At 62.9% G+C, this 15781-nt stretch carries 13 protein-coding genes; 12 read left to right on the forward strand and 1 reads right to left on the reverse strand.

The window, feature by feature from the left end; all coding sequences use genetic code 11:
- The first annotated feature begins 15 nt into the window (after nucleotides 1-15).
- The 11 genes from V8192_RS07100 (at nucleotide 16) to V8192_RS07150 (ending at nucleotide 12176) form a co-directional block, all read left to right on the forward strand.
- On the forward strand, nucleotides 16-621 hold the full coding sequence (locus V8192_RS07100) for an NADH-quinone oxidoreductase subunit J (RefSeq protein ID WP_341632384.1): 606 nt from the start codon (nucleotides 16-18) through the stop codon (nucleotides 619-621).
- Nucleotides 618-923, forward strand: a complete 306-nt coding sequence (nuoK, locus tag V8192_RS07105; protein WP_341632385.1) for an NADH-quinone oxidoreductase subunit NuoK — start codon at nucleotides 618-620, stop codon at nucleotides 921-923. Before V8192_RS07100 ends, nuoK begins: the two co-directional genes overlap by 4 nt.
- Complete coding sequence (gene nuoL / locus V8192_RS07110; protein ID WP_341632386.1) at nucleotides 923-2974, forward strand: NADH-quinone oxidoreductase subunit L; 2052 nt, start codon at nucleotides 923-925, stop codon at nucleotides 2972-2974. The genes nuoK and nuoL overlap by 1 nt, the downstream gene beginning before the upstream one ends.
- Nucleotides 2971-4494 carry an NADH-quinone oxidoreductase subunit M gene (locus tag V8192_RS07115; protein ID WP_341632387.1) on the forward strand — a complete coding sequence of 508 codons (1524 nt, stop codon included), beginning with the start codon at nucleotides 2971-2973 and terminating at the stop codon, nucleotides 4492-4494. The genes nuoL and V8192_RS07115 overlap by 4 nt, the downstream gene beginning before the upstream one ends.
- The gene (gene nuoN, locus V8192_RS07120; protein ID WP_341632388.1) at nucleotides 4491-5930 is read left to right on the forward strand and encodes an NADH-quinone oxidoreductase subunit NuoN; all 1440 of its coding nucleotides are present in this window, start codon (nucleotides 4491-4493) and stop codon (nucleotides 5928-5930) included. Before V8192_RS07115 ends, nuoN begins: the two co-directional genes overlap by 4 nt.
- Before the next feature lie 11 nt (nucleotides 5931-5941).
- On the forward strand, nucleotides 5942-6619 hold the full coding sequence (locus V8192_RS07125; RefSeq protein ID WP_341633307.1) for a biotin--[acetyl-CoA-carboxylase] ligase: 678 nt from the start codon (nucleotides 5942-5944) through the stop codon (nucleotides 6617-6619).
- A 172-nt stretch (nucleotides 6620-6791) separates the two neighbouring features.
- Nucleotides 6792-7685: an alpha/beta fold hydrolase gene (locus tag V8192_RS07130; protein ID WP_341632389.1), complete on the forward strand. Its 894-nt coding sequence runs from the start codon at nucleotides 6792-6794 to the stop codon at nucleotides 7683-7685.
- Between the two features lie 58 nt (nucleotides 7686-7743).
- The gene (locus tag V8192_RS07135) at nucleotides 7744-9429 is read left to right on the forward strand and encodes an FAD-dependent oxidoreductase (protein WP_341632390.1); all 1686 of its coding nucleotides are present in this window, start codon (nucleotides 7744-7746) and stop codon (nucleotides 9427-9429) included.
- A 37-nt stretch (nucleotides 9430-9466) separates the two neighbouring features.
- Complete coding sequence (locus V8192_RS07140; RefSeq protein ID WP_341632391.1) at nucleotides 9467-10252, forward strand: type III pantothenate kinase; 786 nt, start codon at nucleotides 9467-9469, stop codon at nucleotides 10250-10252.
- Nucleotides 10249-11889 (forward strand): ribonuclease J, encoded by a 1641-nt coding sequence (locus V8192_RS07145; RefSeq protein ID WP_341632392.1) that lies wholly within the window; start codon nucleotides 10249-10251, stop codon nucleotides 11887-11889. Before V8192_RS07140 ends, V8192_RS07145 begins: the two co-directional genes overlap by 4 nt.
- A gap of 8 nt (nucleotides 11890-11897) precedes the next feature.
- Nucleotides 11898-12176, forward strand: coding sequence for a DUF1467 family protein (locus V8192_RS07150; protein WP_341632393.1), 279 nt, complete (start codon nucleotides 11898-11900; stop codon nucleotides 12174-12176).
- A gap of 4 nt (nucleotides 12177-12180) precedes the next feature.
- Here the strand turns inward: V8192_RS07150 and V8192_RS07155 are convergent, their stop codons facing one another.
- Nucleotides 12181-14457, reverse strand: coding sequence for a coiled-coil domain-containing protein (locus V8192_RS07155; RefSeq protein ID WP_341632394.1), 2277 nt, complete (start codon nucleotides 14455-14457; stop codon nucleotides 12181-12183).
- Between the two features lie 127 nt (nucleotides 14458-14584).
- Between V8192_RS07155 and V8192_RS07160 the strand changes: the two genes are divergently transcribed.
- A complete protein-coding gene (locus V8192_RS07160) occupies nucleotides 14585-15775 on the forward strand; it encodes a hypothetical protein (RefSeq protein ID WP_341632395.1) in 1191 nt (396 codons plus the stop codon).
- The last annotated feature ends 6 nt before the right edge of the window (nucleotides 15776-15781 follow it).

A 15781-nucleotide genomic window follows, 5' to 3' on the forward strand; every position in this document is an offset into this window, starting at 1 on the left:
AACAGGGTCCCCCGCTTGATTGCTTCCATCGCCTTTTACCTGTTCGCGACGCTCACCATCGCCAGTGCACTGGCGGTGATCTTCGCGCGCAATCCGGTGCACAGCGTGCTCTGGCTGATCGTCGCCTTCTTCAATTCGGCGGGTCTGATGCTGCTGCTTGGCGCGGAGTTCATCGCGATGCTCGTGGTGATCGTCTACGTGGGTGCGGTCGCCGTGCTCTTCCTGTTCGTGGTGATGATGCTCAACATTGATTTCGCGTCCTTGCGGCGCGGCTTTACCAGCAACCTGCCGTTCGGGATCATCATTGCACTCGTACTGCTTGGGGAAGTCATTATCGCAGGCAATGCGTGGAAGGCGGGCCCGACGATGAGCGGGTATGCGATACCCAAGCCGCCGATCCCCAATATCGTGGCACTGGGGCAACTCCTCTACAGCCGGTACCTGTTCGCCTTCGAGCTCGCCGGCCTCATCCTTCTCGTGGCGATGATCGGCGCCGTCGTCCTTACGCACCGGAGACGCTCGGATACGCGGACGCCCAAAGCCTCGCGCCAGCTGCGGCGTCGGCCAGGCGATGCGGTGAAGGTTCTTGATCCCGCGGTTGGCGAGGGGATGAAGCTGTGATCGGCCTCACCCATTATCTCACCGTAGCGGCGATCCTTTTCACGATCGGCGTGCTCGGAATATTCCTCAACCGCCGCAACGTTATCCTGATGCTGATGGCGATCGAGCTCATACTGCTCGCGGTGAACATCAACCTCGTCGCATTCTCTGCCTTTCTGGGCGACCTTACAGGACAGGTTCTCGCGATGTTCGTCCTCACTGTCGCCGCAGCGGAAGCAGCCATCGGTCTCGCGATCCTCGTGATATTCTTCCGCCGGCGGGGCTCGATCGCCGTCGACGATGTCAATCGGATGCACGGCTGATGCACCCGGTCCTTCTGATCGTATTCCTGCCGCTGATCGCGGCGATCCTCGCCGGGCTGTTAGGACGATGGATGGGCCGGACGGCGGCCAAGGCACTGACTACTGGTGCCCTCTTTATCGGGGCATTCCTGAGCTGGCCGATCTTCTTCCAGTACATAAGCGGAAGCGCGGGGCCGGTGGTCGTGCCGGTCATGACCTGGATCCAGTCAGGGACGCTGACAGTGGACTGGGCACTGCGGGTCGATGCCCTGACTGCGGTGATGCTGGTAGTGGTGACGAGCGTCTCGAGCCTCGTCCATCTCTACAGCTGGGGCTACATGGCGGACGACCCGAGCCAGCCGCGCTTTTTCGCCTATCTGTCGCTGTTCAGCTTCGCGATGCTGATGCTGGTCACTGCGGACAGCCTCGTACAGATGTTCTTCGGCTGGGAAGGGGTGGGCCTCGCTTCCTACCTCCTCATCGGTTTCTGGTATCACAAGCCGTCCGCCAACGCCGCAGCGCTCAAGGCATTCGTCGTCAACCGGGTTGGCGATTTCGGCTTCAGCCTCGGCATCTTCGGCACCTTCCTCGTCTTTGGCACAGTATCGATCCCTGCGATCCTTCACGCTGCCCCCGGCATGGCGGGTTCGACGATCGGCTTTGCCGGGATGCGCGTCGACACGATGACGCTCCTGTGCCTGCTGTTGTTCGTCGGCGCGATGGGAAAGTCGGCGCAGATCGGCCTTCACACCTGGCTTCCTGACGCAATGGAAGGTCCGACCCCCGTCAGTGCCCTGATCCACGCAGCAACGATGGTCACCGCCGGCGTATTCATGGTCTGCCGGCTCTCCCCGATGTTCGAGACGTCGCCCACCGCCATGCATGCAGTGACGTGGGTCGGCGCCGCCACCTGCATCTTCGCAGCGACGGTCGGGTGCGCGCAAAACGACATCAAGCGGGTGATTGCTTATTCGACCTGCTCGCAGCTTGGTTACATGTTCTTTGCAGCTGGCGTCGGCGCTTATGGCGCCGCGATGTTCCACCTGTTCACTCACGCCTTCTTCAAGGCACTTTTGTTCCTTGGCGCGGGATCGGTGATCCACGCCATGCACCACGAGCAGGACATGCGTTATTACGGCGCCCTCCGGAAGGAGATCCCCTACACCTTCTGGGTAATGGTGGTCGGAACCCTTGCGATCACCGGCGTCGGCCTCGATGTGGGCGGAGGCATCGGCTTCGCGGGCTTCTGGTCCAAGGATGCAATCCTGCAAAGTGCCTGGGCAAACGGCAGTGTGCCCGGGACCTTCGCCTTCTGGCTCGGCTCGCTCGCGGCCCTCCTCACCAGCTTTTACAGCTGGAGACTGATCTTCCTAACCTTCTTCGGTTCGCCGCGCTGGGCTGCCTCAGAGCATATCCAGCATGCGCTGCACGGCCATCACGATGCCCCCGACGAGGAGCATGGCGACAGCTCCCATGATCCTCGTCACGTGCCCAGCGGCAGCGGCGGCTACCACCCCCATGAGAGCCCGCTCACCATGCTGGTGCCGATCGTGCTGCTCGCGCTCGGTGCTCTCCTCGCGGGCCAGCTGTTCCACGCGATCTTCATCGGCGGCGAAAGCGCCCCCGGGTTCTGGCGAGGCGCAGTCTCGTTCAGCAGGGAGCTCGCGGAAGCTGCTGAAGCGTCTCCGCTGTGGGTCAAGCTCACCCCCTCGATCGTCATGCTGATCGGGCTGTGGATCGCCTGGAACAACTACATTCGTTCGCCCGGCGCCGCCGACAGCTTCGTTGCGCAGTTTCCGGCGGTGTACCGGTTCGTGGCCAACAAATGGTATTTCGACGAGCTCTACGACTTCATCTTCGTGCGCCCGGCGCTTTGGCTTGGACGGTTGTTCTGGCACGGCGGTGACGAAGGCACGATCGATCGCTTCGGACCGCATGGTGCCGCCTATGCGGTGGGCGTTGGCAACCGCGTTACCTACCGTCTTCAGTCGGGCTATCTCTATTCCTACGCGCTGGTGATGTTGCTGGGCCTTATCGGTGCGGCGACGTGGGCGATCTGGTGGGCCAAGTGACTTCTTTGCCGCTGCTGAGTCTGCTGATCATCATCCCGCTCGCTGCCGGTGTGCTGTGTCTTTTTGCAAAGGCCGAGGCCGCGCGCTGGATCGCGCTCATCGGGACGCTGCTCGATTTCGCCCTCAGCCTTTACGTCTGGGCGCAGTACGACCCGAACGGCGCGCAGTGGCAGTTCAGAGAGCTCCATCCGGTTGGAGGCGGGGTTAGCTGGGCGCTGGGGATCGACGGCATCGCACTGATGCTCATCGTGCTCACCGCCTTCCTGATGCCAATCTGCGTCGGCGCTAGCTGGCGCGCAATCGAGAAGCGCGTTCCCGAGTACATGGCCTATTTCCTGCTGATGGAAGCCCTCATCATGGGCTCCTTCGCTGCGCAGGACCTGTTCCTGTTCTACATATTCTTCGAGGGCGGCCTCATCCCGATGTATCTCATCATCGGCATCTGGGGCGGGGTCGAGCGGATCAAGGCGAGCTACAAGTTCTTCCTCTACACGCTCGCCGGCTCGGTCCTGATGCTGATTGCCATGCTCTACATGGCAGGCACAGCGGGCACCACGTCGATCCCGGCGCTGATGGCGTACGATTTCTCCCGTGAGGCCCAGACCTGGCTGTTCCTGGCATTCCTGGCGAGCTTTGCGGTCAAGCTTCCAATGTGGCCTGTCCATACCTGGCTTCCGGATGCCCACGTGCAGGCGCCCACGGCCGGCTCGGTCATCCTCGCCGGCGTGCTGCTGAAGCTCGGCGGCTATGGCTTCATCCGCTTCTCGCTCCCCATGTTCCCGGAAGGCTCGGCGCAGTTCATCCCGCTGATGTTCGTCCTGTCGGGTATTGCGGTCGTCTACACGAGTCTCGTCGCGCTCGTGCAGCGCGACATGAAGAAGCTGATCGCTTATTCCTCGGTCGCCCACATGGCCTTCGTCACCTTCGGCCTGTTCGCGATGAACCGGCAGGGGATCGAGGGTGCGATGCTGGTAATGCTCGGCCACGGCCTTGTCTCGGGTGCGCTCTTCTTGTGCGTAGGCGTCGTCTATGACCGCCTGCATACGCGCGAGATTGACCGATACGGCGGCCTTGCCGACAACATGCCGGGCTATGCTCTCCTGTTCATGGTGTTCACCATGGCCAGTGTCGGGCTTCCCGCAACCAGCAATTTCGTCGGTGAGTTCCTGAGCCTCATCGGCACCTATCGCGCGTCGAGCTGGGCGGCGATTGTCGCCACGACCGGCATCATCCTGGGCGCAGCCTATATGCTCTGGCTCTATTGGCGTATCTGTTTTGGAACGCGCCGAAATGCCGATGCGGCAGCAATGCCGGATCTCAGCCTTCGTGAATGGTGGCTCCTTGCTCCCATCGCGCTCGCGGTTTTCTGGATGGGTATCTATCCTGAGAGCTTCCTGCTGCCGATCCGCAACGACGTCGGCCGCTTGATCACGCGGATCGAGCGATCGGCTCCGGCGGGTGATTCGAAGGTGACGCTCGGCAAAGGCGCGATGTCCATGGACCATGGAGCAATGCATTGATCCCGCGCTTTGCAGCCCCGCTCTTGCCCGAGCTCATCCTGTCGTTCGGCGGAACGATATTGATGATGGTGGCGGCTTTTGCCGGACGTCGGGGGTCTGCCCTCACGAACTGGCTCGCGGTCGCAATTCTTCTTGGCGCCACCGCGGCTCTGGTGGGTGCACCCTCGCACGGCGGCCCCGTTTTCGAGGGTTTCGTGTCGGCGGACCTGTTCGCAAGCTTCGGGAAGGCCATCATATTCCCGGCTGCGGCGGTGGCGATCATAGCCGCGCACGGCTGGTTCGACGGTGATCATGAGCATTCGGCCGAATATGCGGTCCTGATCGTCTTCGCAGCGGTCGGCATGAGCGTGATGGTTTCCGCAACGAGCCTTATCTCGCTGTACGTCGGTCTCGAGCTCCAGAGCCTCGCCGCATATGTGCTTGCCGCTTACCGCCGGACGGACGAACGCTCAGCCGAGGCGGGTCTAAAATATTTCGTCCTCGGAGCTCTTGCGAGCGGCATCCTGCTGTACGGCATCTCGCTCCTCTATGGTTTTACAGGAACCGTGAGCTTCAACGGTCTCGCTGCCGCTTTCGGCCGCGGCGCTCCGTCGTTGGGCCTGCTGTTCGGTCTGGTATTCGTGCTTGCGGGACTTGCCTTCAAAATAAGCGCCGTTCCGTTCCACATGTGGACGCCCGACGTCTACGAGGGTGCGCCGACGCCGGTGACGATGTTCTTCGGTACCGCCCCCAAGGCGGCTGCCGTACTCCTTTCGACCCGGCTCTGCATCGAAGGGCTCGGCCCGGCCACCGATGCATGGCGCCAGATCGTCATTTTCGCATCGCTCGCATCGATATTCCTGGGCGCTGTCGCGGCATTCGGGCAGACCAACATCAAGCGCCTCCTTGCCTATTCCTCGATCAACAATGTCGGCTTCGCGCTGATCGGGCTTGCGGCGGGCGGCGAGCGCGGCGCATCGTCGGTGCTCTTCTACATGGCGGTCTACGTCGTGATGACACTTGGCGCTTTCCTGTGTGTATTGTGGATGCGCGACGAGGAGGGGCGGCCTGTTGAGTCGATCGCGAGCCTGTCGGGGCTCGCCCAGACGCGTCCCGCCTTCGCCATGGCATTTGCGATCTTCATGTTCAGCCTTGCCGGCATCCCGCCGCTGTTCGGATTCTGGCCCAAGCTGATGGTGTTCAGGGCGGCGATTGCGAGTGGTTATGTCGCTCTTGCTGTCGCGGGCATTCTGGGGACTGTCGTTGGCGCCTATTATTATCTGCGCATCGTCAAGGTGATGTACATGGACGAGCCGGCTGAGCCCTATGCGCGCGTTCGCGAGCCTCTCCAGGGCGCCTTGATACTGTTGGCAGCACTCATCGTCTCACCCCTTGGCTATCTGCTCATCGGTCCCTTGGGCTCGCTGACCGACCAGGCAGCTGGAAGCCTCTTCTGACCCGTATCCGGATCGTCGAACAGGCCGGTTCGACCAATACCGACCTGATTGCTGATCCGGGAGCCGTTGAAGGTGATTGGCTGGTAGCGCTCGAACAGCTTGCGGGCAGGGGCCGCCAGGGACGCGCCTGGGTACCCGCAAAAGGCAATTTTTATGGCAGCACGCTCGTTAGTCTGCGCGCGAATGATCCGCCGGCCCAAAGCCTGTCACTTGCGGCCGGCCTTGCGCTTATCGAAGCCATCGACGTTGCGGTTCACGGGCTTTCGCTGATGCTCAAGTGGCCCAATGACGTGATGCTCGGAGGGAGGAAGCTTGCCGGCATCCTCCTTGAACGGAGCGGCGGACGCGTGGCCGTGGGCTTCGGGGTCAACCTGGGCTCCGCGCCGAAACTGGAAGATCGCGTCTGCGCGAGCCTCGAGGGACGGGTCACGCCGGCCGTGTTCGCGCCGCTGCTTGCCGGCAGCTTTGCAAGGCTGCTTGAGCTTTGGCGCCGGAGCGAACCGGCACTCATGGCCCAGGCCTGGCTTGCAAGAGCCCACCCGGTCGGCACCAGTCTTACAGTTCACGCGAGTGCGGCCGAGACACTGTCCGGCTGCTTTGACGGAATTGAAGCAGACGGCGCGTTGAGACTTCGCCGCGACGACGGATCGGTCGAGCTGGTGAGGGCAGGGGACATCTCCCTTCGGTAGACTGCCGAGTCGGGCTCTCGCCGCCGACCGCGCTTGGTAGTAGGCGGGCATCGTTTCGCGACCGAGTCGAAGCGTTCCAGCCGGTTCACCCGATCATGGTGTGCCGCGCGCGATCACGAGACGCAGCACCGGTCCTGCCGGCCGGGCCCCGTACTGCAGAGGCCAACCCTCCATGCCTTTCATCACGACCACAGACGGCACCGAAATCTTTTACAAGGACTGGGGTCCAAAGGACGCACAGCCGATCTTTTTTCATCACGGCTGGCCCTTGAGCGCTGACGACTGGGACAATCAGATGATGTTCTTTCTCGGCCAGGGCTATCGCGTGATCGCGCATGACCGTCGTGGGCATGGCCGTTCGACCCAGACCGACACCGGCAACGACATGGACACCTATGTCGCTGACCTGAAGGAACTGACGGGCGAACTCGACCTCAGGAACGCCATTCATGTCGGCCATTCGACCGGTGGCGGCGAAGCGGCCCATTATGTTGCGCGGGCGGACGCGGGACGTGTCGCGAAGCTGGTTCTCATCGGAGCAGTGCCGCCGGTCATGCTCAAGAGCGACACCAACCCCGGCGGAATGCCGATCGAGGCGTTCGATCAATATCGGGCCGGGGTCGCCGCGAACCGTGCGCAAATCTACCTCGATATCGCTTCAGGTCCGTTTTACGGCTTCAATCGCACCGGCGTGCTTCCGATCGAGGGCGTGATCCGTAACTGGTTCCGTCAGGGAATGATGGGGGGCATCAAGGCGCAGTATGACTGCATCAAGGCCTTTTCCGAGACCGACTTCACGGAAGACCTGAAGTCGATCGATGTGCCGGTCCTGCTGATGCACGGCGATGATGACCAGGTCGTGCCAATCGCCGATTCCGCGCTCATCGGGATCAAGTTACTCAAACACGGCGCCCTCAAGGTCTATCCTGGCTATCCGCATGGCATGGCAACGACCCATGCCGACGACATCAACCGCGATATTCTCGCTTTCATCCGGGGTGAGCAGGTGGGACAGCCGGCCGAGGCCGCGCCTGCACTGATCGCCGAACCGCTGCCGGTGAGTTGAGGAAGAGCTGTCGGGCCGCCCTTCGAGCCGGCCCGGCGCCCTCACCAAGGGACACGAATTGACGGATCAACGAACAGATATTTTCGCGACCCGCAGGGACCAGATGTTCCTGCGCTTTGACGATGACCAGATCGCGCGGCTTTCACGCTTCGGCGAGCGCCGCTCCTATCGGGCGGGCGAACATGTCGCGCGGGTTGGCGACAAGGGGATCGGGTTAAGGCTGGTGCTTTCAGGCAAGATCGAGATCAGCCAGAACATCGGCGGTCAGCCTTCCCATATCGTGACCCACGAACGCGGCAACTTCATGGGTGAGCTGGCGCAGCTCTCGGGCCGGCCTTACCTCGTCGATGCCGTCGCGCTCACCGACGTCGAGCTTGTCGCAATCCCCCCGGAGCGCGTCCGCGCAGTCCTGGTCGGCGAAGCTGATCTTGGCGAACGGATCATGCGAGCCCTGATCCTGAGACGTGTCGGCCTGATCGAGACCGGCGCGGGGCCGATCATCGTCGGAAACGAGGCTGATGCCGATGTCTTGCGTCTCACCAATTTCCTTCGAAGGAACGGGCATCCGTTCCACCAGCTCGATCCCAAGGAGGATTCGTGCGCCCAGACGCTGGTCGAGCGCTTCCACGTCGAGCCTGAAGAACTGCCGATCGTCCTTTGTCCGACCGGCCAGCTCCTCCGTAACCCGTCTGAAGACCAGCTCGCCCGCTGCGTGGGCCTTGTTGGACCGATCGACACCAAGCGCCTCTATGACGTCGTGGTGATCGGAGCTGGGCCGGCAGGCCTTGCAAGCTCGGTTTACGCGGCATCCGAAGGACTTTCGGTGCTCGTCATCGATTGCCGCTCCTTTGGGGGACAGGCAGGAGCTTCTGCGCGCATCGAGAACTACCTCGGCTTCCCGACGGGCATTTCAGGCATGGCGCTCATGGGACGCGCCTTCAGCCAAGCACAGAAATTCGGCGTCGAGGTCGCCATTCCCGATGAAGCCGTCACGCTCGAATGCGGGAACGAACCTTGCCACGTGAAGCTTGCGACGAATGAGCAGATCCAGGCCCGGACCGTCGTCATCGCAACGGGTGCCCGATACCGGCGCCTCGGGGTCGATCAGCTCGAGCACTATGAAGGCTCGTCCATTCATTATTGGGCATCGCCGCTCGAAGCGGACCTGTGCAGGGGCCAGGAAGTCGCGCTGGTTGGCGGAGGCAATTCCGCGGGGCAGGCGACCGTCTTTCTCGCGAGCAGGGCGAAACGTGTTACCCTCATTGCCCGGCGGTCTCTTGACGATACGATGTCGCAGTATCTGGTCGAGCGCATTCGCTCGCTTCCCAACGTCGAGGTAGTCGTCGGGTGCGAAATCGCCGCGCTGGAGGGGGAGGGAAACGACCTTCAGGCCGTCACCTGGCGGGACCGGAGCTCGGGTACCTCCACGCGCCGGGCAGTGCGCTATCTTTTTTCGTTCATTGGCGCCGAACCCAATACGGATTGGCTGCGAAATTCCGGGATCAAGCTCGATGGCCGCGGCTTCGTGTTCGCGGGGGAAGAAATCGACGATGACCGGTTGCCGCTGGAAACCAGCCGGCGGGGCGTTTTCGCCGTCGGGGATGTCCGCGCCTGTTCGGTCAAACGCGTTGCCGCTGCCGTCGGAGACGGAGCGCAGGTCGTGGCCTCCATTCACGCCTACTTGTCCAAGCAGGGCGAGGCCGAGGTCGAGGTTCAGCCGGTCGCGGCGGTCGCCACAGCCTGACCTTTGCGCCTCGCGCCAGTTCGCCTAAGGCGCCGCCATGATCCTTGCCATCGATGCAGGTAACACGAACCTCGTCTTCGCCCTCGTGAGCGGGGGCGTGATCAAGGCTCGTTGGCGCATCGCGACCGACCCGCGGCGCACCGCAGACCAATATTCCGTGTGGCTGCACCAGCTGCTGGAACTGGAAGGCTTCGCCCGCGATGACGTCGAGGGAGTGATCATCGGAACAGTCGTGCCGCGTGCCCTCCACAACCTTCAGGTGCTGTCCGAAAAATACTTCAGAAAGGTCGCCGTCATCGCGGGACAAGGAGCCGCGGCGTGGCCGCTGCAGCTCGACGTGGACGAACCGCAGAATGTCGGCGCAGACAGGGCTCTCAACGCGATCGCCGCCCATGCAAAGTACGACGGAAATCTGCTGATTATCGATTTCGGGACGGCGACCACCTTTGACGTTGTCGGTCCCACAGGTGCCTATACTGGCGGCATCATCGCACCCGGCATCAACCTCTCGCTCGATGCACTCGTAGACGCCGCGGCCAAGCTGCCACGCATCGCGATCGAGGTGCCCGATACGACCAGCGTAATCGGGCGGACGACCCAGAAACAGATGCTGATCGGGATCTACTGGGGCTATGTGGCGATGCTCGAGGGCCTCACCCATCGCATCAAAAAGGAAGTGGGCGAACCGATAACGGTCATTGCGACGGGAGGCCTTGCGACACTCTTCGATCGGCACGCCCCAGTCTTCGACGCGATTGAGCCCGATCTAACCATCCAGGGGTTGAGTCTCCTCTACGACCTCGCGGTACACGGTCCCAAATGATCCCTGGTGAAGAACTGCTCTTCCTCGCCCTCGGGGGCTCGGGCGAGATTGGCATGAACGTCAATCTCTATGGCTGCCGCGGCCAATGGATCATGGTCGATCTTGGCCTGACGTTTGCTGACTCAAGCTATCCGGGTGTCGAACTCATTCTTCCCGACCTCGAATTCATCGAGAACCGCCAGGATCGGCTCGCCGGCATCGTCCTCACCCATGGTCATGAGGATCATATCGGCGCGTTGCCCTATCTGGCCGAGGAGCTGAAGGCGCCGCTGTTCGCAACGCCGTTCACCGCCGGGCTTATCGCCGGCAAGCTCGAGGAGGAGGGCCTCACCGGACAGGTGAAGCTCAACATCGTCGAGCGTGGAGGGACCATCGAACTTGGCCCGTTTCGCGTCAGTTTCGTTGCACTGTCTCACTCGATCCCTGAAGGAAACGGCCTCCTCATCGAGACCCCGTTCGGAAACGTCTTCCATACTGGCGACTGGAAGATCGACGAGACCCCGGTCATCGGGGAGGCGCCGAGCCCCGACACGCTTCGTGCAATCGGCGATGAGGGCGTTCTTGCATTGGTGTGCGACTCCACCAACGTGTTTCAGAATGCGCCGTCCGGCTCAGAAGAAAGCGTTCACGCGGGCCTATTTGCGAAGGTAGCCGAGGCGCCTGGCCGAGTGCTCGTCACGACTTTTGCTTCAAACGCGGCGCGGCTGCAGACAATCGGGCGCGTCGCGCGCGAGGCAGGCCGTCAGGTGTGCATAGCAGGCCGCTCGCTTGAACGGATTTTGCGGGTAGGTCAGGCCACTGGCTACCTCCAGGACTTTCCGTCCCCGATATCGTTCGACGAGGCAATGCGGCTGCCGCGCAGTCAGCTGCTCGTCATAGCCACCGGCGGACAGGGAGAGCCGCGCGCGGCGCTCGGCCGGGTCGCAGCCGGAACCCATGACTTGAAGCTCAGCCCGGACGACACGGTGATTTTCTCCTCGCGCATCATTCCGGGCAACGAGGTTGCGATTGGCCGCATCATGAACCAGCTCTCGGACCTCGGCGTCCGGATCGTCACTGAGCGCCAGGCGCATGTTCATGTCTCAGGACACCCGGGACGTCCCGAACTGGTGGAAATGTACAATTGGGTGCGACCTGAGATCGTCGTGCCCGTTCACGGCGAGGCCCGGCATCTTGCCGAGCATTCGCGGCTGGCACTTGATCACGGAGTTCCACACACGATCGTCCAGAAGAACGGCGATGTCATCCGCCTGGCGCCGGGGGAGCCGGAGAAGGTGGACGAGGTGCGCGTGGGCCAATTGGTTCTCGACGGCGACGTTATCCTTCCCGCCAACGGCTCGACCGTGAACGAGCGGCGGCGGATAGCCTATGGCGGGCTGATCACTGTCGCAGTGCCGCTCGGCGAAGACGGTCGGCTAGCCGGAACACCGCTGGTCAGGGCATTTGGAGTACCCGTCGAGGAGGACCGCGAGGACTTTATCGCCGACGCGACCGATGCAGCCACACGTGCCTACAGTCCGGGCGGCAAGGAGGAAGCCGTTCGAGAATCCGTTCGGCTTGCAGTACGCCGCTGCGCTACCCTTTGGACCGGTAAGAAGCCGCTGGTCGATGTGACGATGCTCCAGCTCGCGCAATAGGCTGGCGAATGCAGTTCACTTCTATCGTCGCGATCTACTTCCTTTTCTTCGCCTTCAGCGCTTTCGTGCTGCTGCCCTTCGGCGTCAGGACAGACGAGGAAGCGGGGACTCCAAAGGTCGTGGGCCAGGCAGATAGCGCGCCGCACCGCTTCGATCTCAGGCGTCACTTGATCAAGGCGGCCATCGTCGGTGCGATCCTGTTTGCGTTATACTATGCAAACTGGAGCTACGGCTGGGTCACGCCGGACGATCTCGACTTCTATCGCCGCATCTGCCCGTCGTGCTGATCTTCTAGCGCTTCTTGTCGATTGCCTGGGCGAGGGCAGCGTAAAGCTTGCCCATGTCAGAGGACATCAGAGTTACCGCGATGATCCCGCCATCACGTTCGGCAAGGACGCGCCGAAGCATGGCCTCGAAATCGTGGACGTAGCGGTTGACCGAGCGTTGGAACTCCGCATCGTTGTCGTAATGCGTGCGGATCGCACGAGCCTCGCTGCCGCCGATCAGCCGTACAGCGCGGCTCGTGAAGACGCCCCGGTTGCCCTTGAGATAGGCATTCCAGGCTTTGTCGTCGAACTCGTCGGCCATGATCTTGCCGACATCGATCGCTGCCGAATGCATCGAGTCGATCAGAAGAGCCACTCGCTTGGCGAAGGCTTCGCTGTCCTTCTCGCGCTGCTCTTTGCTGGTCTGCTCGATGTGAGCTTCGAGAGCCGAGGCGGTCTGGCCGAGCGTGAACATCTGCTGCGTCAGCCGGTCCGAGGCTGTGCGGGCTGATTCCACCGCCTGTGTTGCGACGATTTCAACGTTACGAAGCTGGTCTTCGACGGTTTGGCGTATCACGCGTTCAACCGCTTCCGCCGCTTCTTCGGAAAGCTTACCGGCGGCATCGGGAATGGCCGCCGCAATGGCTTCGCGTGCGCGGTCCGCGGCATGGGCGGCTGCATCCTTGACCTGAACCATGGAGGCGACCAGCGCCGGGCCGGTTTCGGTGCTGAGACCTGCGACTTCGCGCTCGACCTGAACGAGCGTCGAAGCGAGCTGGGCGAGCTTTGCCTGAGCATCCTCGACGCCGCTGTCAACCGACGACAGCAAGCCTGCGAACCGGTCGCGCTGCTCGACGATCTGGGCACCCGTTGCGGACAGCTTCTCGCTTGCCTCGGCCGTCGCCTCGCGCAGCCATGCGATCTCGGGGCGGGCGGCCGCGGCCGCGGCGATCAGGCGCTCGGCACCTCCGTGGGCTTCGTCGATTGCAGTGGCAGCATTATCGCGAATTTCCCCGGCGAGGCGATCGATGCTGTCCCTCAGGCCTTCGGCACGTTCGGCAAGAGCGCCGATGACGTCCTCCTGCGTGCTCGCGTGGGTGGCAAGAGCATCGAGTTCGGCGCGCGCGCGGCTGAGTGATTCGAGGAAACGGTTCGCTCGCTCATCGCCATTTGCGGCGAGCTCGGTGAAGCGCTCGTCGATGAGCGCAAGGCCCCGCTCTATTTCAGCAAGCATGCGCTGTGATGCGCGTTCCTGCTCGGCCACGCGGCTCGACAGTCCGCCGAGCGAACTGCTCGCCTGGTTGATATTGGCTGCAAGCGATTCCGCTGCGTCCGCACCGGCCTTTCCGATACCGGCCGACGCCTGAGCGACGAGTGCCGCGACCGCGGCAGACTGGACATCGATCCCGGAGCGGATCTGTTCGAGCGTCAGCGACGTTCGCTCGAGCAATGCATCGAGCGTTCCCGAACAAGCCCGCTCGGCCTCGCCGGCGCGCCCGACGGCCGCTGCGCTGGCAGCTTCGATTTCGGCGAGCTTTGCTGTGAGCCTGCCAGTGACTTCCGCGATGAGCTCGTCGGCACTTTGCGTACGCTCGGCAAGGTCGTTGACCTGCTGGCCGAACAACCCGGCCTTGTCGGCTGATTCGGCCCCCGCCGAACGCAACTCCTCCGCAAGGGCGCGCGTCGTCTGCTCGGCCCGAGGGAGATCCTCGAGGAGGACCGCAATGTCGTTGCGCGCCGATTCCGCCGCGCGGTCCAGCGCCTCGCCATGGTGACGCAGCCGTTCGCTGCTCCCATCGAACTCGCGGGTGATTCCGCCGAGTTTTCCAGTAGCCTCATCGCCAAGCTGCATCAGGTGCTGAGCGATCATCGTCAGCTCGGATCGGCTGTCCGAGATCCGCTGTGAAAGAACCTCGAGGAGTGCCTCGAGGCTCCTGGCCTCGGTGCGCATCACGACCACCGAGCGGGTAAATCGCTCTGCTTCCTTGCGGCGCGTGCGGCCGAAAATCAGCCAGGAAAGCCCAAGCAGGGCAAGCGGGCCAGCAGCAACGGCAATCCATTGCGCAATCTGCGGCGAGGACAGCGGCTGACCGCCAAGCACGCGCCCAGCCGACCAGGCCGTGTAAGCCAGCCAGAGAATCGCAAGCGCAGACAAGGCGATGCCGAGCACTTGCCGGCCTCCGGCCCCGCGCTCCTCCGCATTCTGCTCGCGCCATTGATTCTCGTCGAACGAGGGTTCCACGAAATCCGCGGCCGCACTGAGCAGCTCGATCGGTTCAGCCGCCTCTTGCGCCTGCGGCAATTGTTCGGCGCGCTTGGGAGTAGGTGTCATCGCAATCGGCAGTTTATCATCTTTGACGCTTCACGAAAGCGATTAGAGAGGGACTATAACGGGTGCGGGCCGAAGCGGGGGAGGGACAGTCGCGAAAATGGCCATCGGCGCGCTGATCGGCGCCTATCAGGAAGACGACAGCGGCGGCCTTCGCGCCCTGCTTCCACTCGCCGGTCGCACCTTGCTCGAATATCAGGTCCGCTGCGCGGGAGCGGCGGGGGCAGCCCCGATTGTCGTCGTCGTGGAGCGAATCCCGCAGGCGCTTCAGGACGCGTTCGAGAGACTTCGGCTCGACGGGATCGGCGTCTTTCCGGTCAGCGATGTCACCGAAGCCGTAAGCCGTTTCGAGGCCGGGTCCTCAATCCTCCTTATCGGTGACGGCGTCGCCCCGCCGGTAGATCTTGCAGTCGCTCTTGCAGGCGACAGCGAGCCTTCGGTGGGAACGGTGCCTGACGACGAATTGCACGAGCGCTTCGAGCGAATTGATGCCGAGTCTCGATGGGCTGGGATTGCCGTCGTCGATGCCAATTTGCTCGGATCAACCGCAGCGATGCTCGGCGACTGGGATCTTCAGTCGACGCTGTTGCGGCGGAGCATCCAGGAGGGAGCGCGGCGGGTCCCCGTGACGCAAGCGGGCGGTGAGCCCCTGCTCGTGGAAAGCGCTGCCGAACTGGCCGACTTTCAGCGCTTCCTAGTCCAAAGTTCGCGCGGCGGCCGGGACGATTGGGCAAGCCGGTACATTCTTCCGCCGCTCGAGGACATTGCGACTGAGCAGCTCATGCAGACCAATGTTCGCCCGGCCTGGCTGTTATGGGGTGCACTGGCTCTGACGCTCGGCGGCGCTATTTGCTTTACGAGGGGCTGGCTGGGCGCCGGTCTGGTCCTGCTGCTGCTGTCAACTCCGCTCGACCTCGTTGCGAGCAGGCTCGCCAGTCTGAGGCTGAGGCCGCTGCCCTCACGCACCCTCCCGCGCCTCGCGCTCTGGCCGGCGGCCGGCCTCGCGCTTCTTGCAATAGGGCTCTGGGAGATGCGCCACGGGACGGGATGGGGGGCGCTGGTGGCCTCGAGTGCCGGCTGCGCCTTTGCAGAAGCGTTGCGCATAGAGAGATCGGGGATGCCATCCGAAGCCTGGCTGCTGTCGCGGAGAAACGCGATCTTCCTTGCGATTCCCTTCGCGCTCGGAGGAGTCTGGACCGCCTATCTGCTGGCTGTACTCGGCTATGCCGCTCTGTCGTTCTTTGTCGTTCAGCGGGTACGTCACCTGCCTTCTGAGTTGACGCGAAGTTAACACAAA

Origin of the sequence: Sphingomonas agri, assembly GCF_038148795.1 — a bacterium.
Classification (GTDB): domain Bacteria; phylum Pseudomonadota; class Alphaproteobacteria; order Sphingomonadales; family Sphingomonadaceae; genus Sphingomicrobium; species Sphingomicrobium agri.